This is a genomic window from Bradyrhizobium sp. NBAIM03, from assembly GCF_020194055.1.
Lineage (GTDB): Bacteria > Pseudomonadota > Alphaproteobacteria > Rhizobiales > Xanthobacteraceae > Bradyrhizobium > Bradyrhizobium yuanmingense.
On record NZ_JADYVS010000002.1, the window covers coordinates 19,468 to 42,796 of the forward strand.

Here is a 23,329-nt window from a genome sequence, read left to right on the forward strand (position 1 = left end):
TCGCATTTTCGCCACCGCCGGGGCGTTGCGGCGCCGATTCGGCGCACGATACTATGGGGGACCGAATCAGCGGAGTTCCCACATGGTTGCGGACAGCGACAGCAACATCGCCTGGCACCGGGTTCAGTTGAAGAAGAACCGCGCCGAGCTGAAGGCGCTGGAGACCGCGCGCTTCACGATGGGCGAGATCGCCACCTCGAAGCGCAACGGCCAGACGCAGAAGACGATCGCGGAACTCAAGCGCAAGATCGCACAGTCGGAGCGCGCCATCGCCGATCACGACAAACGGACGCGCCGTCCACTCGCAACCGACCTGCAGAGCCTCAGCAATGGCAGCTGGAGCCATTGGGACGCCTACACCCAACAGCAGCGCAAGAGCGGCCAGCGCTCCTCCGGGCGCGGATAGCCGCGGCTCGCCACGCCCGCGGCCGACGAGCAGACGCGCCCTTGCGCCGGCCGCGCCGCGCACCATCTCGGTGATACGCCACCAATCGTTCCGGTGATCCCATGACAGCGCGCCTCGATTTCACCAGCGAGGCCTTCTTTCGCGATCCGCCCAAGGCGATCGCGAAATTGCGCATGTCCGCACCCGTGGTCGCGACGCGGTTTCCCATCGTCGGCAATGTCTGGATCACCACGACTCATGACGCCACCGCGCAGGTCCTGAAGGACGGCGCGACCTTCACGTTGCGCAAGGAGGATGGCGACATCGCGGGCTTGCGCTGGTGGATGCCGAGATTCGTCAGGACCATCGCCAACAACATGCTGACGATGGACGAGCCGGATCACACGCGGGTGCGCAGCATCGTCGACGAAGCGTTTCGCCGCCGCGCGATCGTTGCGATGGAGCCGCGCATCCGGGCCATCGCTGACGGTCTGGCCGACGAGCTGTTCGCGCAAGGATCCCCGGCCGATCTGGTCCAGCGCTATGCGCGCATCCTGCCGCTCGCGGTGATCTCGGAGCTGCTCGGCCTGCCGCTCGCAGATCGTCCAAAGTTCATCGCCTGGGCCAACGCGATATCCTCGCTGACGAATGTCGTCAGCTTCTTCCGCCTGCTGTTCGCGGTGCGCAAGATGCGCGCCTACCTCGAGCAGCAGTTGCAGATCGCGCGTGTCCAGGGCGGCGAGGGCCTGATTGCCGAGCTGATTCAGGTCGAGCGCGAAGGCGGCCAGATCACGCCGGATGAAATGGTCTCGATGGTGTTTCTGTTGCTCGGGGCGGGATCGGAAACCACCACCCATCTCATCAGCGGTTCCATCTACGAGCTGCTCAGGAATCCCGAACGGCGCGATTGGCTGGAACAGGATTGGAGCCGTGTCGGGCTCGCAGTCGAGGAGTTTCTGCGCTTCGTCTCACCGGTGCAATTCTCCAAGCCGCGCTACGTGCGGCGCGATGTCGAGGTCGAGGGCGTGCGCCTGAAGAAGGGCGATCGCGTCATGGTGATGCTCGCCGCTGCGAACATGGATCCCGCGGTACATGATCGTCCCGAGACCCTCGATCTCGAACGCAAGCCGAACCGCCATATCTCGTTCGGCACGGGAATCCACTTCTGTCTCGGCCATCAGCTCGCGCGCATCGAGGCGGCCTGTGCGCTGGAGGCGCTGTTCGTGCGTTGGCCGAAATTGAGTCTTGCCGTCGATGCCGCTGAAATCCGCTGGCGCAGGCGGCCGGGCTTGCGCGCGATCGCGAAGCTTCCCGTCACGGCAGAGGGCCGCGGAACAGAGACGACTGCACGCAGCGGAACGAGGCACGATCGTTCCCTCACCGCGGCGAACTGACGTCGGCGGCGCCCTTTCGGAAAATCTTTGCCTGTTGTGATCGGCCAGGAACGGTGTGCCGTTCGTGCTGTTGTCATCCCGACATGACGCGGAGGGGAGTTCCTTGGGGCGCATGTCGCAGATCGACGTCTTAACGGGAGACCAGATCATGGCCAGCAAGATGCCACCTGTTCCACCGGACAATCAGAGCCGCAAGGGAACCGGCGATCGCAAGCAGATGTCCGCCGATCAGATGCCGCACGGTCAGGAGCGTGTACAGAATCCAGATCAGCAGGGACAGCAGGGCAACATCAAGCAGAACACGACCAACCAAGGCTATCAGCAAGATCGCTGAGGAGGACGACATTCATGTCGACATCCACGAAGACACCGAACAGCATTCGACAGGGCGGACCCGGCGCCTCGCATGAGAACGCGAAGGCACCGCTTCAGGTGAAGAAGCCGCCGGCGGACGATCCGCAGCGCAGCCACAGCCGGGTTTCCGGCGGCGGTGGCGAGCGCGATTCCCATCACACGCACGACGAGGCCGGAAAGGGCGGAGGCAGGTGACATGGCCAACAAGCAACCCAAGCTGTACGCGCCGACCGAGAAGGACCTGCATGACAACCCCCTGATCGGCGGATCCAATGGCGCGAACAGGGCAGGCGTTTCGCCTGACGACCTCGAGGACGTCTTGGGCGAGAACACGATCGAAGGCGACGTCGAAAACGACGTGAACGCCGGTGGCGGTATCGACAAGGATGTCGCGCGGAGCGGTTCGCCCCGAAGAGGCCGGTAAGATTGGAGGCCCACAATGCAGGGAAAGAAGACTCACGAACAGCAAGTGCGCATCCTCGAGCGGAAGCCAGATGTTCCGGATGCGCGAGAACTCGAACAGGCCGCCGGTCATAACCCGCAAGATACGCGCGTCCATCGTGCCAACCCCGAAGCTCGTCACAGCGAGTTTCCAGTGAGCCGCGGCGGTCTCAACCAGGAGAGCGATCACAACAAGCACAACGATCCCGGCCAGAGCGGCCACAAGCCGCCCAAACCGACGACGGCACAACAGAAGCACTAAATCATCGGAAGAGAGGAGAGACTGATGCCTGGTGGGCATGGCAGCAAGACGCACTTCAGATCGGGCATGCATGGCAAGGGCGACGGCACCGGCGCATTGACCGACGTGCCGAAGGAGATGATCGGCGACAACATGGTCCTGTCCAACCGAGACAAGAAACAGCATTCGGACATTCGCGGCATGGACGGCAAGTCCATCCAGACCGAACAATATCAGGACCACGCAGCAAACCGGCTCGATGAGAAGCCGGAGGCCGACGAGACCTGAGAGGGCGTTCCTTCCGCCGACTTGCGGACCGGTGTTCAGCCGGTCCGCTTTTTTGTGGGCGCAAGGTCGCGCTCCCAGCCGAACACCGAGCGGCCGTCGAGATCCGGTGAGGCCGCTCGTTCACCGGCGATGAAAGCCTCGACCGAAGGCCCGCGCGCGGTCCGCTCCAACCGCCGCGCCTGGTCGTCGAGGCGCTTGATCGCCTGCATCTCTTCCTCTCGCCCGAGGTTCGCGTTGTGGATCGCGCCCTTCAGCACCCGGATGGTCTCGTCATAGACCTTGATCGGAACGGGGTAGGGATGCCGGTCCTTGCCGCCATGGGCGAGCGAGAAACGGGCGGGGTCGGTGAAGCGATAGGGCGCGCCGTGCACGACCTCGGCAACCATCGCGAGCGAGCGCACCGTGCGCGCGCCGACGCCCGGCGTCAGCAGCAGCTCCGGAAAATCCGCCGGGCCGCGTTCGGCTGCAGCGGCGAGTGTGCCGTGCAGGCGGCGCGCGAACACGTCCTTCGGCCGCACATCATGATGCGGAGGCATGATCAGATGCGGCAGCATGCCTTGCGCCGGCGTGGACGGGGTCCCCGTGAGCCGCTCGAATTCGGAGACGATGCGATCCGGACCGAGGTCGGAGAGCAGCTCGAGCTGTGCCGTCCGAGATAGATCGGCGCGATGATCGGTGAGATTGACGATCTCCCCCTGCTGCGGCCCGTCGATTGCGCTGTGCGGCGTATCGACAAAGCTCTTCAGTGCCTCGGAGTGCCAGTGATAGCGCCGCGCCTGCCGCTTGTCGCCGTTCATGCCCTGCTGCACCACCGTCCATTTGCCCTCAGTGGTGACGAAGAAGCCGTGCAGGTAAAGGTCAAAGCCGTCCTGGACTGCGGCGCTGTCGACCTTGGCGACCAGACGGCTGGCCCGGGTCAGCTTGACGCCGTCGAATCCGACGCGGTCGCCGAGCTGCAACAGCTCGTCCGGCGTCTTGCGCGAATGCTGACCGCGACCGCCACAGACGTAAATCCCGAGCTCGTCCTGGAGCGGTCCGAGCCCGCGCTTCAGCGCGCCGATCACGGAGGTGGTGATGCCGGAGGAGTGCCAGTCCATTCCCATCACGGCGCCAAACGACTGGAACCAGAATGGATGCGACAGGCGCTGTAGAAATGCGTCGCGGCCGTAATGATGCACGATCGCCTGGGTGACGATCGCCCCGAGCGAGGACATGCGACTTGCCAGCCAGGGCGGAACCCGGCCAGTGTGAAGAGGAAGATCGGCGCTGCCGGTTCGTCGAGTCATGGCGGCAAGCCTAGCGCAGCTCAGCGACGGTTGCACCTGCGGGATGCTGCATTGCACGGGGCGGGGGAGCGAAGCCGGCCGGGATGCGTTGTGCGGGTTGCGTGAGTGCAATGATGGGGACGATCCATGGATTGGCAGGCTCTGACGGCCGATATCGACAGGATGTTCGGCTGGATACCGTCATGGTTCATCGGCCTCACCCTGGTTGCCGGCGCGATCCTTCTTGCCCTGCTCGTCTACCGGGTTGCCACCTGGCTGCTCAACCGCGCTTTCGGAACGCGGCTTCCGCTCTTGAGCGTGTTCATCGAGCGCACGGCAGGCCCCGCGCAAATGGCGCTTTGCCTTGCCGCCGTCGCAATGGTGCTGCCGCTGGCGCCGCTCGACGATACGATCCGCACCCCCCTGACGCGGCTGTTCGTCGTGGCCTTCATCGCGCTGATCGGCTGGATCTCGATCCGGATCGTCGACATGAGCGCGGCGCGCTACTTGCAGAACTTTCGCGATGTCACCGAGAATTTCGTCGCGCGCAAGCACGTCACGCAGGTGCGCGTGTTCAAGCGCGTCACCGACACCATCATCGTCATCATCACGGTCTCCGCCGCGCTGATGACGTTCGACTCCGTGAAGCAATACGGAGTCAGCCTGTTCGCCTCCGCAGGTGCTGCCGGCATCATCGTCGGCCTTGCCGCGCGCCCGCTGCTGAGCAATTTGATCGCCGGCCTGCAGATCGCGATCACCCAGCCGATCCGCATCGAGGATGCCGTGATCATCGAGAACGAATGGGGCTGGATCGAGGATATCGCCTCGACCTATGTCGTGATCCGGCTGTGGGATTGGCGCCGCATGGTGGTGCCGCTGTCCTACTTCATCGAAAAGCCGTTCCAGAACTGGACGCGCGACACCGCATCCCTCATCGGCGTCGTCGCGCTGCATGTCGACTATCGCGCCGACGTCCCGCGCATCCGACGCTGGCTGGAGGAGGCGGTGAAGCAGTCGAAGCTGTGGGACGGGGAGGTGGTGAATCTCCAGGTGATCGATGCCGATTCGCGCACCATCGAGCTTCGGGCGCTGGTCAGTGCCAGGAACGCACCGCAGTCGTGGGACCTGCGCTGCGAGATCAGGGAGAAGCTCATCGCCTTCATCCGCGACGAGATGCCGGAGGCGCTGCCGCGCGACCGCGCCATCCTGATCCCGTCGGGAGACGGAGAGGGCGATCTCGGACTGCGTCCCGCACCGCCGGAAAAGATGCGGGCGAGCGCCAGTCACTGAACGGCGCTTACGCGCCTGCGTCGTCCCGCCATTGCCACGTTCTTGTTGACGAGACCTGATCTTTTGTACGATAGTACAAATCTCATGGTACGCAAGCCCACCAAGGAAGCGGCCCGCAAGCCGAACATGCGCGAGGCGATCCTCGCCGCCGCGGAGGAGCTGTTCGCCACCAACGGCTTCAATGCCGTATCGGTGCGCGACATTGCGCAAGCTGCCGGGGCAAATCCGGGCAGCGTGACCTATCATTTCAAGACCAAGGACGGTTTGCTGCTGGAGATCTACCGGCGTCATTGCGGGCCGATGAATCTGCGCCGTTCCGAGCTGCTCGCGGCCGCAAAGCGCGTGCGCGATCTCCAGGACCGGCTGGAGGCGATCGTTCGGGCTTATGTGGTGCCGGCCTTCACCTCGGGCAGCGATCTCGCCGGCGGCGGGGCGCGTTTCACGCGGCTGCGCGCGGTGATGTCGGCGGAAGGTAACGAGGTCGCGCGAAAGATCATCGCGCAGACCTTCGACGACACCAGCCACGCCTTCATCGACGCGGTGCACGAGAGCCTGCCGCACATTCCGCGCACGGACATCGTCTGGCGCAGTCACTTCCTGCTCGGCGCACTCTATTATTCGCTGGTGACGCCGGAGCGCGTGTCGCGCCTGTCGCGCGGCGAGGCCGACGGCAGCGATGCCGCTTGCGCCATCGAACAATTGGTGCAGGCCACCGTCGCCGCCTTCCAGGCGCCGGCGCTGGATGAGGCCGCGCCGGCGCGGCGGCGGCCGGTCGTCGCCGGCAAGGCGTGAAACAAGAAATCTCGCTTCGGCGGTTCACCTCATGACGATGATGTACACGCCGACCATTCCACCGCCCGATCCTGATACGCGCACGCCGAAGTTCAGGCTGCCGAAGCTGTCGTGTGACGCGCATTGCCACATCTTCGGGCCCGGCGCGAAATACCCTTACGCGCCGGAGCGTTCCTACACGCCGCCGGATGCGCCGCTGGACGATTTTCGCGCGCTGCATGCCAAGCTCGGCGTGGAGCGCGCCGTCATCGTCAATGCCAGCGTGCACGGCACCGACAACAGGGTGGCGCTCGATGCGATCGCTGAGAGCAATGGCGCCTACCGGGCGGTCGCCAACATCGACGATACCATCACCGAGCGCGACCTGCGCGTCCTGCACGAGGGCGGTTTTCGCGGCTGCCGCTTCAATTTCGTCCGCCATCTCGGCGGCGTCCCCGACAAGCGCGTCTTCGACCGCATCGTCGCGATGGTCACGCCGCTCGGCTGGCACATCGACCTGCATTTCGATGCGATCGATCTGCCCGAATATGCCGACATGCTGACAAGGCTGCCCCTGACCTACACCATCGACCATATGGGCCGGGTGAAGGCGGCAGACGGGCTCGACCAGCTGCCGTTCAAGATCCTGATCGAGCTGATGCAGCGCGATGACAAGTGCTGGGTGAAGATCTGCGGCTCGGAGCGGGTGTCCTCTATCGGTCCGCCGTTCACCGATGCGGTGCCGTTCGCGCGAGAGATCGTCGAGACCGCGCCGGATCGCGTCATCTGGGGCACGGACTGGCCCCATCCCAACGTCAGGGTGATGCCGAATGACGGCGATCTCGTCGATTTGATCCCGCTGTTCGCGCCGGAGCCGGAGCTCAAGACGAAGATTCTGGTCGACAATCCCGCGCGCCTGTTCGGGTTCGAAGCGTGACGAGACGTTGCGCGACATGCGTTGCGGACGCTGGCGGATGCATACGAACGAAAAGGAGTAGCCCATGAAAACAGGCCTCGTCGTCACCGCCCATCCCGGCGATTTCGTCTGGCGCGCCGGCGGCGCCATCGCGCTACACGCGAAGAAAGGTTATCGCGTGAAGATCGTGTGCCTGTCCTTCGGCGAGCGCGGCGAGAGCCAGTTCGCCTGGAAGGAGCAGGGCGCGACGCTGGAATCGGTCAAGGCCGGCCGCAAGGACGAAGCGGAGCGGGCAGCCCGGCTACTGGGCGCCGAAATCGAGTTCTTCGATTGCGGTGACTATCCGCTGAAGCTCACCGAGGCGCATTTCGATCGTATGGTGGACATCTACCGCGAGCTCAATCCGAGCTTCGTCCTGACGCATGCGCTGGAAGACCCCTATAATTTCGACCATCCGAACGCCGCGCATTTCGCGCAGGAGACGCGCGTGGTCGCGCAGGCCATGGGCCACAAGCCCGGCGCGCAGTACAAATATTCGACCCCGCCGGTGTTCCTGTTCGAGCCGCATCAGCCCGAGCAGTGCAATTACAAGCCGGACACGATCCTCAAGATCGACGAAGTCTGGAAGGAGAAGTATGAGGCGTTCCAGATTCTCGCTGCGCAAAAACATCTCTGGGGCTATTACGAGCGCGTCGCGCTGAACCGCGGCATCCAAGGCAGCCGCAACACCGGCGTTCCCATGACCTATGGTGAGGCCTATCAGCGCCTGTTTCCGACCGTGGCGGAGGAGTTGGCGTGACGCCGGTCCGCACCATCAGGCTGAAAGCCGTGCTCGGCAGCCACCCTCACGTCGAGGCGGTGAAGAGCGGCGCGCTCCGCTCCGACCTGTTCGATCTCGACTTCGTCGCGTACACGCCGACCAACACGGCGTTCAAGCCAATGGTGCGCGAGCAGGCCTTCGACGTCTGCGAGATGGCGATCGTCACCTATCTGATGGCGAAAGCGCACGGCAAGCCGCTGGTGCTGCTGCCGGCGACCATGCTCGGCCGCTTCCAGCATTCCTACGCTCTCTATAATCCCGCGCATGGGACGCTCGGGCCCACTGATCTCGAAGGCAAGCGCGTCGGTATCCGCTCCTTCACGACCACGACGGGCGCCTGGATCAGGGGCATCCTCGCCAACGATTGCGGCGTCGATCTCGACAGGATTCGCTGGATAACCTTCGAGGATCCGCATGTCGCCGAATATGTCGACACCACCGAGCGCGCGCCGAAGGACAAGAAGATCCTGCAGATGCTGCGCGACGGCGAGCTCGATGCCGTTCTGGGCGAGACCTCCGATGATCCCAAGCTGAAGCCGTTGTTTCCCGATCCGGCCGCAGAGGCCGCCCGATGGTATGCGCGGCGCAGCGTCGTGCCGGTCAATCATCTCGTGGTCGTGACCGAGAGCCTCGCGAAATCGCGCCCCGACGTGGTCGCCGGCGTTTATGATCTCTTGAAGCGGAGCAAGGCGCAGGCAGGGCCGGCGGCAACGCCCGACCTCGTTCCGTTCGGGATCGAGGTCAACAGAAAACCGCTCGAGCTGATCGTCGACTACGCATTCCAGCAGGCACTGATCCCGCGCCGCTATGCGGTAGAGGAACTCTTCGACGAGACGACACGAGGGCTGAACTGATGGCAGGTGATCCCAGGCGCTGGCAGATCGGGTTGGTCGGCTATGGCGAGGTCGGCAGGATACTGGCTGAGGATTTGCGCCAGCAGGACATCAAAGTCTCAGCCTACGATATCAAGCTCGGAGGCGAGCAGGGTGTGCCGCTGCAGGAGCATGCGGCGAAATTCGCTGTCGCTCTTGCGACCTCTCACGCCGAGCTGACCGCGAAATCCGACTTCATCATCTCCGCCGTCACGGCGAGCCAGGCCGTGCCGGTCGCAGAGGCCTGTGCGACGGCGATCAACCAGGGCACCTGGTTTCTCGATTTCAACTCGGCCTCTCCCGGCGCCAAGCAGCGCGCGGCGGCGCTGATCGACGGTGCCGCCGGGCGCTATGTCGAGGGCGCGGTGATGACCTCGGTGCCGCCTTATCGCATCAAGGTGCCCTTGCTGCTCGGCGGACCCGGCGCGAGAGAGCTCGAGCCGCTGCTGAACGCGATCGGTTTCGCGGCCAAGGTTGCCAGTGACAAGCTCGGCGTGTCCTCGGCCGTCAAAATGTGCCGCAGCATCATGATCAAGGGCCTGGAGGCCATGGTCATCGAGAGCTTCACGACAGCGCGCGCCTATGGTGTCGAGGATGCGGTGTTGCCTTCGCTTGCGGAGACGTTCCCCGGGATCGATTGGGAGGAGCTGGGCGCCTATTGCTTCCAGCGCGTGATCGAGCACGGCCGCCGCCGGGCCGAAGAGGTGCGGGAGGTTGCCGAGACCGTGCGCGAGGCGGGGCTGACGCCATGGTCGGCGCAAGGCACGGCCGAGCGGCAGGCCTGGATGGCTGATCTCGCCGATGAGGGGCTGTTCGGGTTGAGGGGCAGCAGCGAATTCGCCCGCAGTGCGGACTGGCGCACCGAGGCGGACCGGATCCTGGCGAAGATCAATCGGACGAAATAGTCAGCTCAGGACCGGGTCGCGGGATTCGAAGCTCCCGACCTGGTCACGCGCGCGTTCGATGAGGTCGATCAGATTGCGGGATTTACGGACGAGCTGCTCGGTGGCCGGCTGGGTGCGGAACTCCGCCAGCACGGCGCGAACGCACTTGCTGGCGGCATCGAGCGTCCAGAGCGTACGGTTCACGTCGGCCTGCGTCTGGATGGCCGAGATGTCGAGGCCCGAGAGAACGTGGCCGATGCCGTCCAGCCGCTTCACCGCCGTATCGGTCGGCGTTCGGGCGTGGACGGAATCATCGATGCTGCTGAATGCGCTGAACAGACTCATACTTCCCCACTGAACGCAGATTGTCAGTGCACGTCCTAGTTACGGCGGCGCGGCCTGCCTCGCAATGCGTTGAGCTACGGTCCGGGATTCTACCGAACTCGGGTCGGCGCGGACCGGCGGTAAAATCGAACTGCCGTGGCCCCGCGGCCGATCAGGTCGTGCGCGCGATGCCCGAAATATCGGCCGCGAAACGCGCTCAGCTCTTGAACAGGGTCGGCCGCGGCCGTGCAAATGTCTGCCGGCCGCGCTTGAAGCCCATCAGGACGTCGGGCAGCTCGGCGATCGCGAGTCGGCTGTCCCTGGTATCGAGCACGATCAGATCGGCGGGATTGCCGACCTCGATGCCGTAGTCGGCGAGGTTCATCAGCCGGGCCGGCAGCTCGGTCACGAGGTCCAGGCAGGTGTCGAAGTCGCTGACAGAGGCGTGCGCGACGTTGGCGTAGAAGTTCGCCATCCGCAGCAGCGAGGCATCGCCGAACGGCGTGAAGGGATTGAGCACGTTGTTGGTCGCGACCGAGCAGAGCACGCCGTCGCCGGCAAGCTTGTGGGCGAGGGTCAGCCCGCGCGGCGCGTTGTGCGTGGCCTCGCGCCCCATCAGATAGAGATCGGTCGCGGGCAGGACGGTGACCGCAACGCCTGACCTTGCCAGTTGCGCAGTGGCCGCCTTCATCCGTTCGCGGGGCAAGGCCGACAGTTTCGTGGCATGGCCGATCGCGACGCGTCCGCCATAATTGCGCTGCTCGGTCTGGCGACAGACCTCGTCGAGATGCCACCAGGAGGGATCGAGGTCGAAGTCGAGATGGAGGTCGACGTCGATGTCGAATTCCCCGGCAAGGTCGAAGATGCGCGCAAGGTGCGCGTTCGGGTCGGTGTCCATGTAGGGGCAGCCGCCGATGGCTTCACCACCCTCGCGAAGCGCCTGGATCAGCAGCTCCTCCGCTCCGGGATCATTGGTGAGGCCTTCCTGCGGGAAGACGCAGAGCTCGAGATCGATCGCCCAGGCGTAATCGCGCTTCAGCGCCTTGACCGCCTCGAAGCCGCGAAGGCCGATGCGAGGGTCGATCTCGACATGCGTGCGCATGCGCGTCGTGCCGTTGACGATGGCGCGTTCGAGCACTCTTGCGCCGCGTGCGTAGACGTCCTCGATCGTGAAATCCTTCTTCATCGCGGCGACGGCGCGGATCGCCTCCGAGACGCTGCCGTGATCGTGGCCGCAGCGGCCGAGCAGGCAGGCCTTGTCGAGATGGATGTGGGTGTCGACGAAGCCGGGCAGGGCGAGGAGGCCGCCGAGATCGACGTCGGCGGCCTCGCAGGCCAGCTTGGGCGCGATCGCGGCGATGCGGCCGTCCTTCACCCCGATATCGACCGGTGCGGCGGAAGAGCGCAACAGCGCGTTGCGGAAGATCAGGTCGAAGGTGGCTTGGGTGGTCATGGCGTTGGATTCAGCCGTGGCAGCCTAGCGGAAGCCGTGGGGGCGGGCAGCTCCAGATTGTGTGCAATGCTGGGGCTGGATTGTCCAAAAATTGTGCATGCACTTTGAGGCCCGGATTGTAAGATAGCGGCATCCGGAGAGAATCCCGCGATGTCTACTGCCGCAAAATCCGAAAGCCCGATGACCGACGCCGAGATTGTCGAAGCCTATCTTACCGCTTCGATGATACCGGATCCCGACGCCGCTGCGGCCTATATGAAGCCGGGCACGGTGATCACGTTCACCGGCGGGCGCGCGTTCGACCATCCGCGCGGGCCGACCGGCTTCAACGCGAAACGCTATCGCTGGGTCAAGAAGAAGATGGACCGGTTCGACGTCTGCCCGGGCACGGACGAGACCGTCGTCTACAGCGTCGGCACGCTCTATGGCGAATGGATGGACGGCACGCCGTTCGAGGGCAACCGCTATGTCGATCGCTTCGTCGTGAGGGACGGGCAGATCGTGAAGATGGATGTCTGGAACGACAGCGCCGAGCGCATCCTCGTCCAGCGCGGCATCGAGGCCTAACTCCGTCGAGCCAGCTTCGGCAGCTTGATCACCCGATTGCTCGTCACCTCGTCCGCATAGGGTGCGAGGATGTCGAGCAGATCGCGGCCACGCTGCGGAGTGGGAGCGACCAGCGCACGATTGGCCACCGAATCCAGGTGATGATGCATCAATTCCATCACCTTGGCCGCATCGCCCTTGGCAAGCGCCGCGATGATGGCGCGGTGCTCGTTGATGGCGCATTCGGTGGAATGCGGCCGGCTGTACAGCGACAGCGTCAGGCAGCAGCGATAGGCGACCTCGCTGACATAGCGCACCAGAATCGGGCTGTTCGTCATATGGGCGAGCAGAATGTGGAATTCGGTCGCGAGTCGGATCGACACCGCATCCGTGCCGCCGCGGGCGCGATCCTCGGCATCGACATGGGCGTTCAGCTCGGCGATCTGCGCCTTGGTCAGCTTGCCCGCGAGCTGGCGCACGACGAGGCGTTCGAGCTCGATGCGGATGTCGAAGGCATCGCGCGCCTCCTGCCAGCTCGGCGTCGCCACCACGGCGATCCGGTTGCGGCGGAGCTCGACCAGGCCTTCGGCGGCGAGTTGACCCAGCGCATGGCGGGCAATGGTGCGGCTGACGCCGAAACGTTCGCCGAGCGCATCTTCCGGCAGCTTGGCGCCGGGCTCCAGCGCCTGCTCGATGATGGCGCGCCGGAGCGCGCGGCAGATCACGCTGACCTTGTCCGACGATTCAGAAGTCTTGCTGCTGGCGCGTGCCGCCATCGGCGAATCCCCTGGGAGTGATCTCTCTCTTTAGCACAGGCTCGCGTCGATTCAGCGCTCCAATTGCATGCAGTTTGGCCTCCGGACTGCCTAAATCGAATCCGGCGGTTTGGCGCGGATTCGGCTAGGCCTTTGATTTCGCGGGGCTCGATCGCTGGCATCCAGCTTGCATGCACTTTTTTCCGTGATGCGCATGCAACCCAACGCCCAGTTCGACGGCCAGCCCGTTCCCGAAGGCTCTGCGACGATCGCCATCGAGCTGTCGGAGGCCTCGGTGACCTTCGGGCGCGGCGACCGCGCCGTGCCTGCTTTGTCGAAGACCACGCTCAAGATCGCCGACGGCGAGTTTGTCGCATTGGTCGGCCCATCCGGATGCGGCAAATCGACCATTTTGCGGCTGGTCAGCGGCCTGGTGCAGCCGACCAGCGGCGTCGTCATCGTCGGCGGCCGCGAGGTGGCGGCACGGGCGATGCGGGTCGGCATGGCCTTTCAGAACCCGACCATGCTGCCGTGGATGACGATCGAGCGGAACATCATGCTGCCGCTGAAGATCGTCGAGCCGTTCCGCTCGAAGTTCCGCAAGCTGCGCAAGACCGAATTCCGCGACAAGGCCAATGCGCTGCTGGAGCAGGTCGGCCTCAAAGGGTTCGGCAACCGCTATCCCTGGCAGCTCTCCGGCGGCATGCTCCAGCGCGCCAATCTCTGCCGTGCGCTGATCCACGAGCCGCGCATGCTGCTGCTGGATGAGCCCTTCGGTGCGCTCGACCAGTTCACGCGCGAGGAGCTTTGGGCGATCCTCCAGAACCTCTGGATGACGCACAAGCCGACGGTGCTGCTGGTCACGCACGATCTGCGCGAAGCCGGCTTCCTTGCCAGCCGCATCTGTGTGATGAGCGCGCGTCCCGGCCGCATCCTCGACGACAGCCGGGTCGACTTCGCGCGGCCGCGCACGGTCGCGATGACGTTCGAGCCGGATTTCGTCGCGCTGAACCAGAAGCTGCGCGCCTTCATCGAGGATGCGCGCAGCGCCGCTGAGCAGGGGGCAGGCTGATGTTCGGGATCGATGTCAGGCAGAAAGCGTGGTCGGCGGGGCTGATCGTGCTGTTCTTCGTCGCCTGGGAGCTGTTCTGCCTGATGACCGGCATGTCCGACCTGGTGCTGCCGCGGCCCTCGCAGGTCTTCGTGACGCTGGTCCAGCGCTTCCCGGTGCTGTGGCCGCACATCGTGCAGACGCTCGCCACCACCATGCTCGGCTTCGTGCTTGGCGTCGCGCTCGGCGTCGCCCTCGGCGCGATCATCGGCGTGTCGAAGACGGCCTACGACACCTGCTATCCGCTGCTGATCGGCTTCTCCTCGATCCCCAAGGTCGCGGTGGTGCCGATCTTTGTGCTGTGGTTCGGCTCCGGCACGGTGCCGGCGGTGCTGACTGCGCTGTCGATCTGCTTCTTCCCGATCGTGGTCAATATCGCGACGGGACTTGCCACCACGGAGCCCGAGCTCGAGGACGTCTTGAAGGCGCTCGGCGCCAGCAAGCTCGATATCCTCTGGAATGTCGGTCTGCCGCGCACCATGCCGTTCTTCTTTGCTTCGCTGAAGGTCGCGATCTCCTACGCCTTCGTCGGCGCGGTGCTGTCGGAGACGGTCGCCTCCAACCGCGGCATCGGCAACGTCATGATGACCGCGTCCTCCAATTTCAACGTGCCGCTGGTGTTCGCGGGCTTGTTCGTGCTCGCCGGGCTCGGTGTCGCGCTCTACGTCGTGTTCTCGCTGATCGAAGGACAGGTCACCGGCTGGGCCACGCGCAAGAACGACGTGATCGCCACCTGATTTCTTGAACCGTCACGCAACGAAGCTGAGGAGGTCTCGATGTTGAGGAAGTTAACCGCCGCGCTGCTTGGATTGGCGCTATCCGCAGGCGCCGCCACCGCGCAGGAGACCACGATCAAGTTCACGCTAGGCTGGAAAACCCAGGGCAGCGACGCTGCCTTCTTCTATGCCAAGGACAACGGCTTCTTCAAAGAGGAAGGCCTCAACGTCGTCATCGATCAGGGCGAGGGCTCCGGCGCCACCGTCACGCGCGTGATGTCGGGCGCCTATGACGCCGGCTTCGGCGACGTCAACGCCATCATCCAGAACGCCTCGACCAAGCCGCAGGAGGCGCCCGTCATGGTCTACATGATGTGGAATCAGCCGCCGTTCGCCATCGTCGCCAAGAAGAGCAGCGGCATCAACACCATCAAGGATTTCGAAGGCCGCACGCTCGGCGGTGCGCAGGGCACGCCGACCACGCGCTTGTTGCCGGTGTTCACCCGCAAGAACGGGCTCGACGGCGAGAAGATCAAGATCTCCAACATGGCGCCGAACCTGCAGGAGCCGATGCTGATCAAGGGTGACATCGATGCGGCCCTCGTCTTCAACATCACCAGCTATTTCAATCTGGTGCTCAACCGCCAGGATCCGGACAAGGACTTCAAATGGTTCTCCTTCGGTGAATATGGCCTCGATCTCTACTCCAACGGCGTGATGGTCTCCCGCAAGCTGATCGCCTCGAATCCGAAGGCCGTGGCGGGCCTGGTGCGCGCCATCAACAAGGGTGCGATCGCGATTGCCAAGGACCAGAATGCCGGCATGAAGGCGGCACTGAACTACGACAACCTCATCAACGCCGAGGTGGAGAAGCGCCGGCTGCAATATTCCTTCGAGAAGCTGATCGTCTCGCCGGAGATGAAGGAGATCGGCATCGGCGACATCAAGGACGACCGGATGACGCGCGCGATCGGCATCGTGGTCGAGGGCTATCAGCTCGCCCGTGCGCCGACGCCGGCGGAGGTGTTCTCGCGCGAATTCCTGCCGCCGCGCGCGGAGCGGGAACTGGTGTACACTGCCAACTGAGATTGGAGGAACAGCCATGGCCACGGAGATCTCGGCAACCAGCCTGTTCCGTGGCCCTGACCGTGGCGTCAGCGAGAACGTCGTGCTGCGGCACGACGAGGGCGTCATCACCGAAATCTCGGAAGGAGCGGGGCCGGCGCCTCGCTCCTTCGTCATCCCCGCCTTCGTCAACGCCCATGATCATGCCCGTGCCACGGCGTCGTCCTTCGGTGCGGTCGGCATGCCCCTGGAAAGCTGGATTTTGCGCACCGCGCTGGGCTCGCCGGTCGATCCCTATCTGACAGCCGTCTCGGCATTGGCCCGTTCCGCCAAGGCAGGCTGCGCGGCGATGATGGTCCATTACACGCGTCCGAGCGGGACGATGCCGCTGCTGGACGAGGCTAAGACCATCGCGAAGGCCGCATCCGACGTCGGGATTCGCATGGCGTTTGCAATGGCGGTGCGCGACCAGAACCCCATCGTCTACGGTGATGCCGAGCCGGTGCTTTCAGGGCTTCCCGGGGACGATCGCAAGACGATCGAGGATCTCTTCGTTCGCGCGCCGCTGTCGCCGAAGGCCTATATCGAGCTGACCGACGCAATTGCCGCAGCCATCGCCGGACCGATGGTCGACGTGCAGCTCGGGCCGGCCGGTGTGCAATGGTGCTCGAAGCCGCTGCTGGAGGCCGTCGCGGAGAACTCCGCGCGGACCGGTCGCCGCATTCACATGCATCTGTTGGAAACAGTTTATCAGCGCGCCTGGGCCGACCAGCACTTTCCGGACATGGTGCGCTGGCTTCGCGACGTCGGCTTTCTCTCCGAGCGGCTGACGCTGGCGCATTGCATTCACGCCCGCCCCGAAGAGCTCGAGATGATCGCGGCCTCCGGCGCGCGCATCGTCACCAATTTCAGCTCGAACATGCACCTGCGTTCGGGCCTCGCCCCGATCGCCGCCGCGCACGGATGCGGCTGTGCCATCGCCGTCGGCGTCGACGGGCTGGCTTTGGACGAGGACGACGACATTTTGCGCGAGATGCGGCTGGTGCAGATGGTCCACGGCGGCCTCGGCTTCAAGGCGACATGGACGCCGGCCGAGATGTTTTCGCTCGCCATCCGCAACGGACGCCATGCGACCGGGGCGCCCGGGAATGGTGAGCTCGCCGCGGGCAATCCCGCCGACTACGTCGTGATCGATCTTGACCGGCTCGATCGAGACCAGATCATGCCGGTCGATCCCATGGCGCTGCTGTTCGCGCGCGGCAATGCGTCGCTGGTGAAGGAGGTCGTCGTCGCCGGCAAGACCATCGTGAGGGAAGGGGGCTGCACGAGCGTCGACCTGGTGGCCGTCGAGCGGGAATTGCGGGCGATGTACCGCGCCAATGTCGGCAAGCTCGACAGCTTCCGGCGGGTGTGGCCGTCCCTGTCGGATCGGTTGAGCGGCTGGTTCGAGCAGCAGCTGACCTGCGAGTGACGCGCCGATGGGCGCCGCGACGGAATGCATATCAAACAGCGATAGCTGGTAGACGCAGCCTCGTCTGGCGCATGACCGACCTCTAGGCTATCAGCTCCTCGATAGTTCGACACCAATCCCCTTCGAGGAGCCCCTGATGCGCCTACCGACCATTCTCCTGGCCCTGACATGTCTTGCCGGCGCAGCTTCGGCCGAAGACCTCACGGGCACGCTCCAGAAGGTCAAGGAGACCAAGAAGATCACGCTGGGCTATCAGGAGGCCTCCGTCCCATTCAGCTATCTCGACGGCAACCAGAAGCCGGTCGGCTTTGCCATGGACATCTGCCTCCGTATCGTCGAAGCCGTGAAGAAGCAGCTCGGCATATCAGACATTTCGGTCGAGACTGTCGCGGTGACGTCCTCGAACCGGATTCCTTTGATGGTCAACGGCACGCTCGACCTGCATTGCTCGGCGACCACCAACAATGCCGACCGCCAGAAGCAGGTCGCCTTCACCAACACGCACTTCCTCAGCGCGACGCGGTTCGCGGCCAGGAAGGCGGCGAGCATCAAGACCATCGACGATCTCAAGGGCAAGGCGGTCACGGCGGTCGCGGGATCTGTGAACCTGACGCAGCTCGCCAAGGTCAACACCGAGCGCAATCTCGGCATCAACATCATGCCGGCCAAGGACCAGGCCGAGGCGTTCCTGCTGCTGGAGACCGACCGCGCCCAGGCCTATGCGCTCGACGACGTCCAGCTCGCGGTCGCGATCGCGCGGTCGAAGGAGCCGCAAGCTTACATGATCAGCGAAGAAGCGTTCTCCAAGCCTGAGCCCTACGGCATCATGCTGCGGCGGGAGGATGCGCCGTTCAAGGCGCTCGCCGATCGCGCCACCGCGGAGCTTTATGCCAGCCCCGAGATCGAGGTGCTCTACAAGAAATGGCTGCAATCGCCGACGCCGCCGAACGGCCTCAACTACAACGTCCCGATGTCATCAGCCTTGCGCAACGCCTTCAAGAAACCGAGCTCGAGCGCCGATCCTGACGTCTATGTGGTGAACTGAAGCGAAGGAAGAGCGCCTTTCTTACGCGTTCGAGTATTTCTTCAGTTCGAGCCGCGCGATCTGGTTGCGATGGACCTCATCGGGTCCATCGGCAAGTCGCAGCAAACGCGCGGTGGCGTAGGCCTGCGTCAGGCCGAAATCGTTCGAGGTGCCGCCGCCGCCATGGGCCTGAATGGCCCAGTCGATGATCTGACAGGCCATGTTGGGCACGGCGACCTTGATCATTGCGATCTCTGCCTTCGCCACCTTGTTGCCGACCGTGTCCATCGCATGGGCCGCGTTCAGCGTCAGTAGCCGCGCCTGCTCGATCATGATGCGCGCCTCCGCAATGCGCTCCTGCGTCACCGTCTGCTCCGAGACGGGCTTGCCGAAGGCGACCCGGCTCCGCACGCGGCGGCACATCTTCTCCAGCGTGCGTTCGGAAAGGCCGATCAGCCGCATGCAATGATGGATGCGGCCGGGCCCGAGACGGCCCTGCGCAATCTCGAAGCCGCGGCCCTCGCCGAGCAGCATGTTCTCCTTGGGCACGCGCACATTGGTGAACACCACTTCGGAGGCGCGGTCGGGCACTCCGTAGAAGCCGAACACGGGCAGGGGACGCTTGACCTCGATGCCCGGCGTGTCCATCGGCACCAGGATCATGGATTGCTGCTTGTGACGGTCGGGATTGTCGGGGTCGGTCTTGCCCATGAAGATGCAGATCTTGCAGCGCGGGTCGGTCGCGTTGGTGGTGTACCATTTGCGCCCGTTGATGACGTAATGGTCCCCGTCGCGTACGATCGAGCTCTCGATGTTGGTCGCATCGGATGATGCGACCGCCGGCTCGGTCATGGCGAAGCAGGAGCGGATTTCGCCCGCGAGCAGCGGCTTCAGCCAGCGCTCCTTGTCCCGCTCGCTGCCGTAACGCTCCAGCACCTCCATGTTGCCGGTGTCGGGCGCCGAGCAGTTGAAGACTTCAGGAGCAAGGTGCGAACGGCCCATCACCTCGCACAGTGGCGCGTATTCGAGATTGGAGAGGCCCGCGCCGTGATCGCTCTCGGGCAGAAACAGATTCCACAGCCCCTCCGCGCGCGCCAGCGGCTTAAGCTCCTCGACGACCGGATAGACCTTCCACGGCCCGAGCTCTTCAGCCTCGCGGTAGAAGCGCTCCTCGTTCGGATAGATGTGCCGGTCCATGAAGCTTTCGAGCCTGCGCTTGAGCTCGACGACTTTCGGCGACATCGGATAGAGCATTTTCTGGTCTCCTTGATCGACGGCGAGCGGGTCACGCGACCCGGTACTCTTTGAACCTATCGCGCAGAGCGGATTTCAGCACCTTGCCGGTGCCGGTCATCGGGAATTCGTCGAGGAATTCGACAGCGTCCGGCAGCCACCAGCTCGCGATCTTCGGACGCATGTGCTCGAGCAGCGCCTTGCCGTCGACGGTCGCGCCCTTCTTGCGGACGACGAGGAGTAGGGGGCGCTCCTGCCATTTCTCGTGGCTGATCGCGACGACGGCCGCTTGCAGCACGTCGGGGTGGGACAGGGCGATGTCCTCGAGCTGGATCGAGGAGATCCACTCGCCGCCGGACTTGATCACGTCCTTGGAACGGTCGGTCAGCGTGACGTGGCCTTGTGGGTCGATCACGGCCATGTCGCCGGTGATCAGCCAGCCGTCGCGGTCGAGGCCTTCGTCCAGCTTCATGTAGCCGGAGGCGACCCAGGGGCCACGGGCGCGCAGATGGCCGACGGTCTTGCCGTCGCGCGGCAGCTCGTTGCCGGCATCATCGACGATGCGCAAGGCGGTGCCGAAGCAGGCGCGGCCGGAGACCTGGCGCCGGTCGAATTTCTCCTTCTCGCTGAGATGCTCCGAGCCCGGCCGCAGGCCGGGCATCGAGCAGCCCAGCGCCTCGGTCATGCCCCAGGCCTGGATGTAATCGACATTGTACTCGCGCTTCAGCTTCTCCACCATGGCGCGCGGTGGGGCCGAGCCCGACGACAACGTCGCGCGCAAGGCCGAGAATTTGTTGCCGGTCCGTCCGAGCCAGTCGAGCAGGATCAGCCAGAAGCTCGGCACGCCCGCCGACAGCGTCACCTTCTCGCCTTCCAGCAATTCATAGAGCTTGTCCGGCTCGTAGTTGCGGCCGGGCAGTACCAGCTTGGAGCCGGTATAGGGCGCGGTGAACGGCATGTTCCAGCCATTGCCGTGGAACAGCGGCGCCATCGGCATCATCACCTCGCGCACGCCTTCGACGTGTCCCGGCAGGAAGTCGAAATTGCAGCAGGTCATGGTCTGCAGGATCGCGGCGCGGTGCGAGTAGATTACGCCCTTGGGATTGCCCGTCGTGCCTGACGTGTAGCAGATCGTGGAGGCAGACTTCTCGTCGAACTCCGGCCAGGCGAAGCCGGCATCGTTCTCGCGTTCCAGAAGCTCTTCGTAACAATGCACGTTCGCGAGATTCGTCTCCGGCATCCGCTCGCGCGAGGACATCACGACATAGGCTTCGACCGTCGTTAGCTGCGGCGCGATCGCCTCCACGAGCGGCAGCGTGGCGCGATCGATGAAGAGCAGGCGGTCCCCGGCATGGTTGATGATGTAGATGAGCTGCTCGGGAAACAGCCTGGGATTGACCGTGTGCAGCACGTAGCCCATGCCCGGCGCGGCGTAGAACATCTCGAAATGCCGGTGTGTATTCCAGGCCAGCGTTCCGACGCGATCGCCTTGCTTCATGCCGAGCCGCTTCAGCGCCAGCGCCATGCGCTTGATGCGCGGATGCGCGTCTGAGTAGGTGTAGCGATGGATGTCGCCCTCGATCTCGCGTGCGACGATCTCGGCTTCGCCATGATAATCGGCCGCATACTGGATCAGGCCGCTGATCAGCAGCGGCATGTCCATCATCAATCCCTGCATGGTCTCCCTCCGGATAGCCACGTCGTTGCATGGCGTAGGCTCGTGATTTGCGCTCGAGGTTAGCGGAACGTCACGCAGCGTTCACGCAAAAAACAATCAGCGTGATTGCATGCAGCGCTTTTTCGGCGCTAACGTGCGGTGAGCTGCCGGCGAAGCAGCATGCGCGGGAGGAATCGAATGTCAGCGGAAAGACACAAGACCGATGCAAGCGGCGCTTCTACGGTCGATATTTCCGCCCTCCGTGCCCGTTATCGCGACGAGCGCGACCGCCGTCTGCGCGCCGAGGGCAAGGCGCAGTATGTCGAGGTTGCGGGCGAGTTCGGCCGTTATCTCGACGACCCCTGGGCCGATCCCGGATTTGCGCGCGCGGCCATCAACGAAGCGACCGAAGTGCTCATCGTCGGCGGTGGCTTCGGCGGCCTGCTGTGTGGCGCGCGATTGCGCGAGGCCGGCATCGCGGATTTTCGCATCGTGGAAAAGGCCGCCGACTTCGGCGGCACCTGGTACTGGAATCGTTATCCCGGCGCCGCCTGCGATACCGAGAGCTATATCTACCTGCCGTTGCTGGAAGAGACCGGTTACATGCCCGTGCGCAAATATGCCCGGGCGCCGGAGATCTACGAGCACTCGCGCCGCATCGGCCGTCATTTCGACCTGTACGAGCGCGCGCTGTTTCAGACCGTCATCTCGCGGATGACCTGGCAGGAGCATGAGGCGCGGTGGCTGGTCGAGACCAACAGGGGCGACCAGATCCGCGCGCGCTTCGTCATCCTCGCCGGCGGTCCGCTGAGCCGTCCGAAGCTGCCGGGGATTGCCGGCATCGAGACGTTCAGAGGTCACAGCTTTCATACCAGCCGCTGGGATTACGGCTACACCGGCGGCAACGCGAATGGTGGCCTTACCGGTCTTGCCGGCAAGCGCGTCGGCATCATCGGCACCGGCGCCACCGCCGTGCAATGCGTGCCGCATCTCGGCCGCTCCGCCAAGGAGCTCTATGTGTTCCAGCGCACGCCGTCCGCAATCGGCGTTCGCGACGATCGTCCGACGGACCCGACCTGGGCGCAGAGCCTCAAGCCAGGCTGGCAGCGCGAGCGCATGGACAACTTTACCGCCGTGATTTCAGGCGAGCCGTTCGAGCAGGACCTGGTGCAGGACGGCTGGACGGGCCTGCTCGGCGAAATCCTGCTGGCACCGCGCCGGCAAAAGCAGCCGGTGACCTCGATCGAGGAAGCGCTGAAGGTGATCGAGCAGGCCGACTATCGCAAGATGGAGGAGATCCGCGCGCGCGTCGACACCGTGGTCAAGGACGAGGCGACCGCGGCTGCGCTCAAGCCCTGGTACAAGGCGTTCTGCAAGCGGCCGTGCTTCCACGACGAATATCTGGACACCTTCAACCGTCCCAACGTGCATCTCGTCGATACCGGGGGGAAGGGCGTCGAACGCATCACCGAGAATGCCGTCGTCGCCGGCGGCAAGGCCTACGAGCTCGACTGCTTGATCTATGCCAGCGGCTTCGAGGTCGGCACCGATTACGCGCAGCGCATGGGCTTCGAGGTTTATGGCCGCGACGGCATGAGCCTGTCCGAGCGCTGGCAGGACGGCGTCAAGACGCTGCACGGCTTTTACAGCCGCGGTTTTCCGAACTGCTTCCTGATCGTCACCGTGCAGGCCGGCCAGAGCGCCAATTTTCCGCACATCATCGACGAGCAGTCGCAGCACATCGCCTATGTCATCAAGCAGGCGCGCGAGCGCAACGCACGCACCCTGGAGCCGACGCTTGCGGCCGAGAACGCCTGGGTCGAGGAGGTCGTCAAGGCCGCGCTCGGTCGGCAGACCTATCTCGCCGAATGCACGCCGGGCTACTACAATAACGAAGGCGTGTTCGATCCGATCGCGGCAAGAAACAGCCAATATTGGCGCGGGCCGGTGGCATTCCTGCGGCTGCTCGACAAATGGCGCAAAGAGGGCAACCTGGAAGGCCTCGAATTGTCCTATGATCGGGCCATGGAGTCGGCGCATTCCAGCGGGTAAG

Annotated in this window: 26 protein-coding genes; 20 read left to right on the forward strand and 6 right to left on the reverse strand. The window is 64.4% G+C overall.

Features of this window, described 5'->3' with window-relative positions; all coding sequences use genetic code 11:
* The first annotated feature begins 82 nt into the window (after window positions 1-82).
* The 7 genes from I6F21_RS02680 (at window position 83) to I6F21_RS02710 (ending at window position 3,103) form a co-directional block, all read left to right on the forward strand.
* Window positions 83-406 carry a hypothetical protein gene (locus tag I6F21_RS02680; RefSeq protein ID WP_036001330.1) on the forward strand — a complete coding sequence of 108 codons (324 nt, stop codon included), beginning with the start codon at window positions 83-85 and terminating at the stop codon, window positions 404-406.
* Between the two features lie 101 nt (window positions 407-507).
* Window positions 508-1,779, forward strand: a complete 1,272-nt coding sequence (locus I6F21_RS02685; RefSeq protein ID WP_225182802.1) for a cytochrome P450 — start codon at window positions 508-510, stop codon at window positions 1,777-1,779.
* Between the two features lie 148 nt (window positions 1,780-1,927).
* Window positions 1,928-2,113 (forward strand): hypothetical protein, encoded by a 186-nt coding sequence (locus I6F21_RS02690; protein WP_036001413.1) that lies wholly within the window; start codon window positions 1,928-1,930, stop codon window positions 2,111-2,113.
* Between the two features lie 14 nt (window positions 2,114-2,127).
* Window positions 2,128-2,328, forward strand: a complete 201-nt coding sequence (locus tag I6F21_RS02695) for a hypothetical protein (RefSeq protein WP_036001325.1) — start codon at window positions 2,128-2,130, stop codon at window positions 2,326-2,328.
* Between the two features lies 1 nt (window position 2,329).
* Window positions 2,330-2,557 (forward strand): hypothetical protein, encoded by a 228-nt coding sequence (locus tag I6F21_RS02700; RefSeq protein WP_225140164.1) that lies wholly within the window; start codon window positions 2,330-2,332, stop codon window positions 2,555-2,557.
* A 15-nt stretch (window positions 2,558-2,572) separates the two neighbouring features.
* Entirely contained in the window at window positions 2,573-2,836 is a 264-nt protein-coding gene (locus tag I6F21_RS02705) for a hypothetical protein (protein WP_036001319.1), read from the forward strand.
* Window positions 2,837-2,860: 24 nt separating this feature from the next.
* On the forward strand, window positions 2,861-3,103 hold the full coding sequence (locus I6F21_RS02710; protein ID WP_036001316.1) for a hypothetical protein: 243 nt from the start codon (window positions 2,861-2,863) through the stop codon (window positions 3,101-3,103).
* Between the two features lie 35 nt (window positions 3,104-3,138).
* Here I6F21_RS02710 and I6F21_RS02715 read toward each other — a convergent pair whose 3' ends face one another.
* Window positions 3,139-4,389: a DUF763 domain-containing protein gene (locus I6F21_RS02715; RefSeq protein WP_225140165.1), complete on the reverse strand. Its 1,251-nt coding sequence runs from the start codon at window positions 4,387-4,389 to the stop codon at window positions 3,139-3,141.
* A 126-nt stretch (window positions 4,390-4,515) separates the two neighbouring features.
* Here I6F21_RS02715 and I6F21_RS02720 point away from each other — a divergent pair, with 126 nt between their 5' ends.
* The 6 genes from I6F21_RS02720 (at window position 4,516) to I6F21_RS02745 (ending at window position 9,942) form a co-directional block, all read left to right on the forward strand.
* The gene (locus tag I6F21_RS02720; RefSeq protein WP_036001308.1) at window positions 4,516-5,658 is read left to right on the forward strand and encodes a mechanosensitive ion channel family protein; all 1,143 of its coding nucleotides are present in this window, start codon (window positions 4,516-4,518) and stop codon (window positions 5,656-5,658) included.
* Window positions 5,659-5,742: 84 nt separating this feature from the next.
* A complete protein-coding gene (locus tag I6F21_RS02725) occupies window positions 5,743-6,450 on the forward strand; it encodes a TetR family transcriptional regulator (protein ID WP_225140166.1) in 708 nt (235 codons plus the stop codon).
* A gap of 31 nt (window positions 6,451-6,481) precedes the next feature.
* On the forward strand, window positions 6,482-7,366 hold the full coding sequence (locus tag I6F21_RS02730; RefSeq protein ID WP_225140167.1) for an amidohydrolase family protein: 885 nt from the start codon (window positions 6,482-6,484) through the stop codon (window positions 7,364-7,366).
* Window positions 7,367-7,430: 64 nt separating this feature from the next.
* On the forward strand, window positions 7,431-8,144 hold the full coding sequence (locus I6F21_RS02735) for a PIG-L deacetylase family protein (protein ID WP_225140168.1): 714 nt from the start codon (window positions 7,431-7,433) through the stop codon (window positions 8,142-8,144).
* Window positions 8,141-9,019 (forward strand): hypothetical protein, encoded by an 879-nt coding sequence (locus I6F21_RS02740; RefSeq protein ID WP_225140169.1) that lies wholly within the window; start codon window positions 8,141-8,143, stop codon window positions 9,017-9,019. The genes I6F21_RS02735 and I6F21_RS02740 overlap by 4 nt, the downstream gene beginning before the upstream one ends.
* On the forward strand, window positions 9,019-9,942 hold the full coding sequence (locus tag I6F21_RS02745; protein ID WP_225140170.1) for an NAD(P)-dependent oxidoreductase: 924 nt from the start codon (window positions 9,019-9,021) through the stop codon (window positions 9,940-9,942). The genes I6F21_RS02740 and I6F21_RS02745 overlap by 1 nt, the downstream gene beginning before the upstream one ends.
* Here the strand turns inward: I6F21_RS02745 and I6F21_RS02750 are convergent, their stop codons facing one another.
* Both I6F21_RS02750 and I6F21_RS02755 read right to left on the reverse strand, forming a co-directional pair.
* Window positions 9,943-10,266 (reverse strand): hypothetical protein, encoded by a 324-nt coding sequence (locus tag I6F21_RS02750; RefSeq protein ID WP_085968782.1) that lies wholly within the window; start codon window positions 10,264-10,266, stop codon window positions 9,943-9,945.
* A gap of 196 nt (window positions 10,267-10,462) precedes the next feature.
* Window positions 10,463-11,698 carry an amidohydrolase family protein gene (locus I6F21_RS02755; RefSeq protein WP_109144106.1) on the reverse strand — a complete coding sequence of 412 codons (1,236 nt, stop codon included), beginning with the start codon at window positions 11,696-11,698 and terminating at the stop codon, window positions 10,463-10,465.
* 150 nt (window positions 11,699-11,848) lie between these two features.
* Here I6F21_RS02755 and I6F21_RS02760 point away from each other — a divergent pair, with 150 nt between their 5' ends.
* On the forward strand, window positions 11,849-12,265 hold the full coding sequence (locus I6F21_RS02760) for a nuclear transport factor 2 family protein (RefSeq protein WP_225140171.1): 417 nt from the start codon (window positions 11,849-11,851) through the stop codon (window positions 12,263-12,265).
* Here I6F21_RS02760 and I6F21_RS02765 read toward each other — a convergent pair.
* Window positions 12,262-13,020, reverse strand: a complete 759-nt coding sequence (locus tag I6F21_RS02765) for a GntR family transcriptional regulator (RefSeq protein ID WP_057028867.1) — start codon at window positions 13,018-13,020, stop codon at window positions 12,262-12,264. The genes I6F21_RS02760 and I6F21_RS02765 overlap by 4 nt on opposite strands.
* A gap of 193 nt (window positions 13,021-13,213) precedes the next feature.
* On the opposite strand from I6F21_RS02765, the gene I6F21_RS02770 reads away from it, so the two are divergent.
* From I6F21_RS02770 to I6F21_RS02790, 5 genes are all read left to right on the forward strand, one after another.
* Entirely contained in the window at window positions 13,214-14,071 is an 858-nt protein-coding gene (locus tag I6F21_RS02770) for an ABC transporter ATP-binding protein (RefSeq protein ID WP_225140172.1), read from the forward strand.
* A complete protein-coding gene (locus I6F21_RS02775; protein WP_036001283.1) occupies window positions 14,071-14,847 on the forward strand; it encodes an ABC transporter permease in 777 nt (258 codons plus the stop codon). The genes I6F21_RS02770 and I6F21_RS02775 overlap by 1 nt, the downstream gene beginning before the upstream one ends.
* Before the next feature lie 39 nt (window positions 14,848-14,886).
* Window positions 14,887-15,912, forward strand: a complete 1,026-nt coding sequence (locus I6F21_RS02780) for an ABC transporter substrate-binding protein (RefSeq protein WP_109144102.1) — start codon at window positions 14,887-14,889, stop codon at window positions 15,910-15,912.
* A gap of 16 nt (window positions 15,913-15,928) precedes the next feature.
* Window positions 15,929-17,362, forward strand: coding sequence for an amidohydrolase family protein (locus I6F21_RS02785; protein WP_225140173.1), 1,434 nt, complete (start codon window positions 15,929-15,931; stop codon window positions 17,360-17,362).
* A 136-nt stretch (window positions 17,363-17,498) separates the two neighbouring features.
* Complete coding sequence (locus I6F21_RS02790) at window positions 17,499-18,407, forward strand: amino acid ABC transporter substrate-binding protein (RefSeq protein ID WP_225140174.1); 909 nt, start codon at window positions 17,499-17,501, stop codon at window positions 18,405-18,407.
* 21 nt (window positions 18,408-18,428) lie between these two features.
* Here I6F21_RS02790 and I6F21_RS02795 read toward each other — a convergent pair whose 3' ends face one another.
* Both I6F21_RS02795 and I6F21_RS02800 read right to left on the reverse strand, forming a co-directional pair.
* Window positions 18,429-19,640, reverse strand: a complete 1,212-nt coding sequence (locus tag I6F21_RS02795) for an acyl-CoA dehydrogenase family protein (protein WP_225140175.1) — start codon at window positions 19,638-19,640, stop codon at window positions 18,429-18,431.
* 31 nt (window positions 19,641-19,671) lie between these two features.
* Window positions 19,672-21,297: a long-chain fatty acid--CoA ligase gene (locus I6F21_RS02800; RefSeq protein ID WP_225140176.1), complete on the reverse strand. Its 1,626-nt coding sequence runs from the start codon at window positions 21,295-21,297 to the stop codon at window positions 19,672-19,674.
* 177 nt (window positions 21,298-21,474) lie between these two features.
* Here I6F21_RS02800 and I6F21_RS02805 point away from each other — a divergent pair, with 177 nt between their 5' ends.
* On the forward strand, window positions 21,475-23,328 hold the full coding sequence (locus tag I6F21_RS02805) for an NAD(P)/FAD-dependent oxidoreductase (protein WP_225140177.1): 1,854 nt from the start codon (window positions 21,475-21,477) through the stop codon (window positions 23,326-23,328).
* The last annotated feature ends 1 nt before the right edge of the window (window position 23,329 follow it).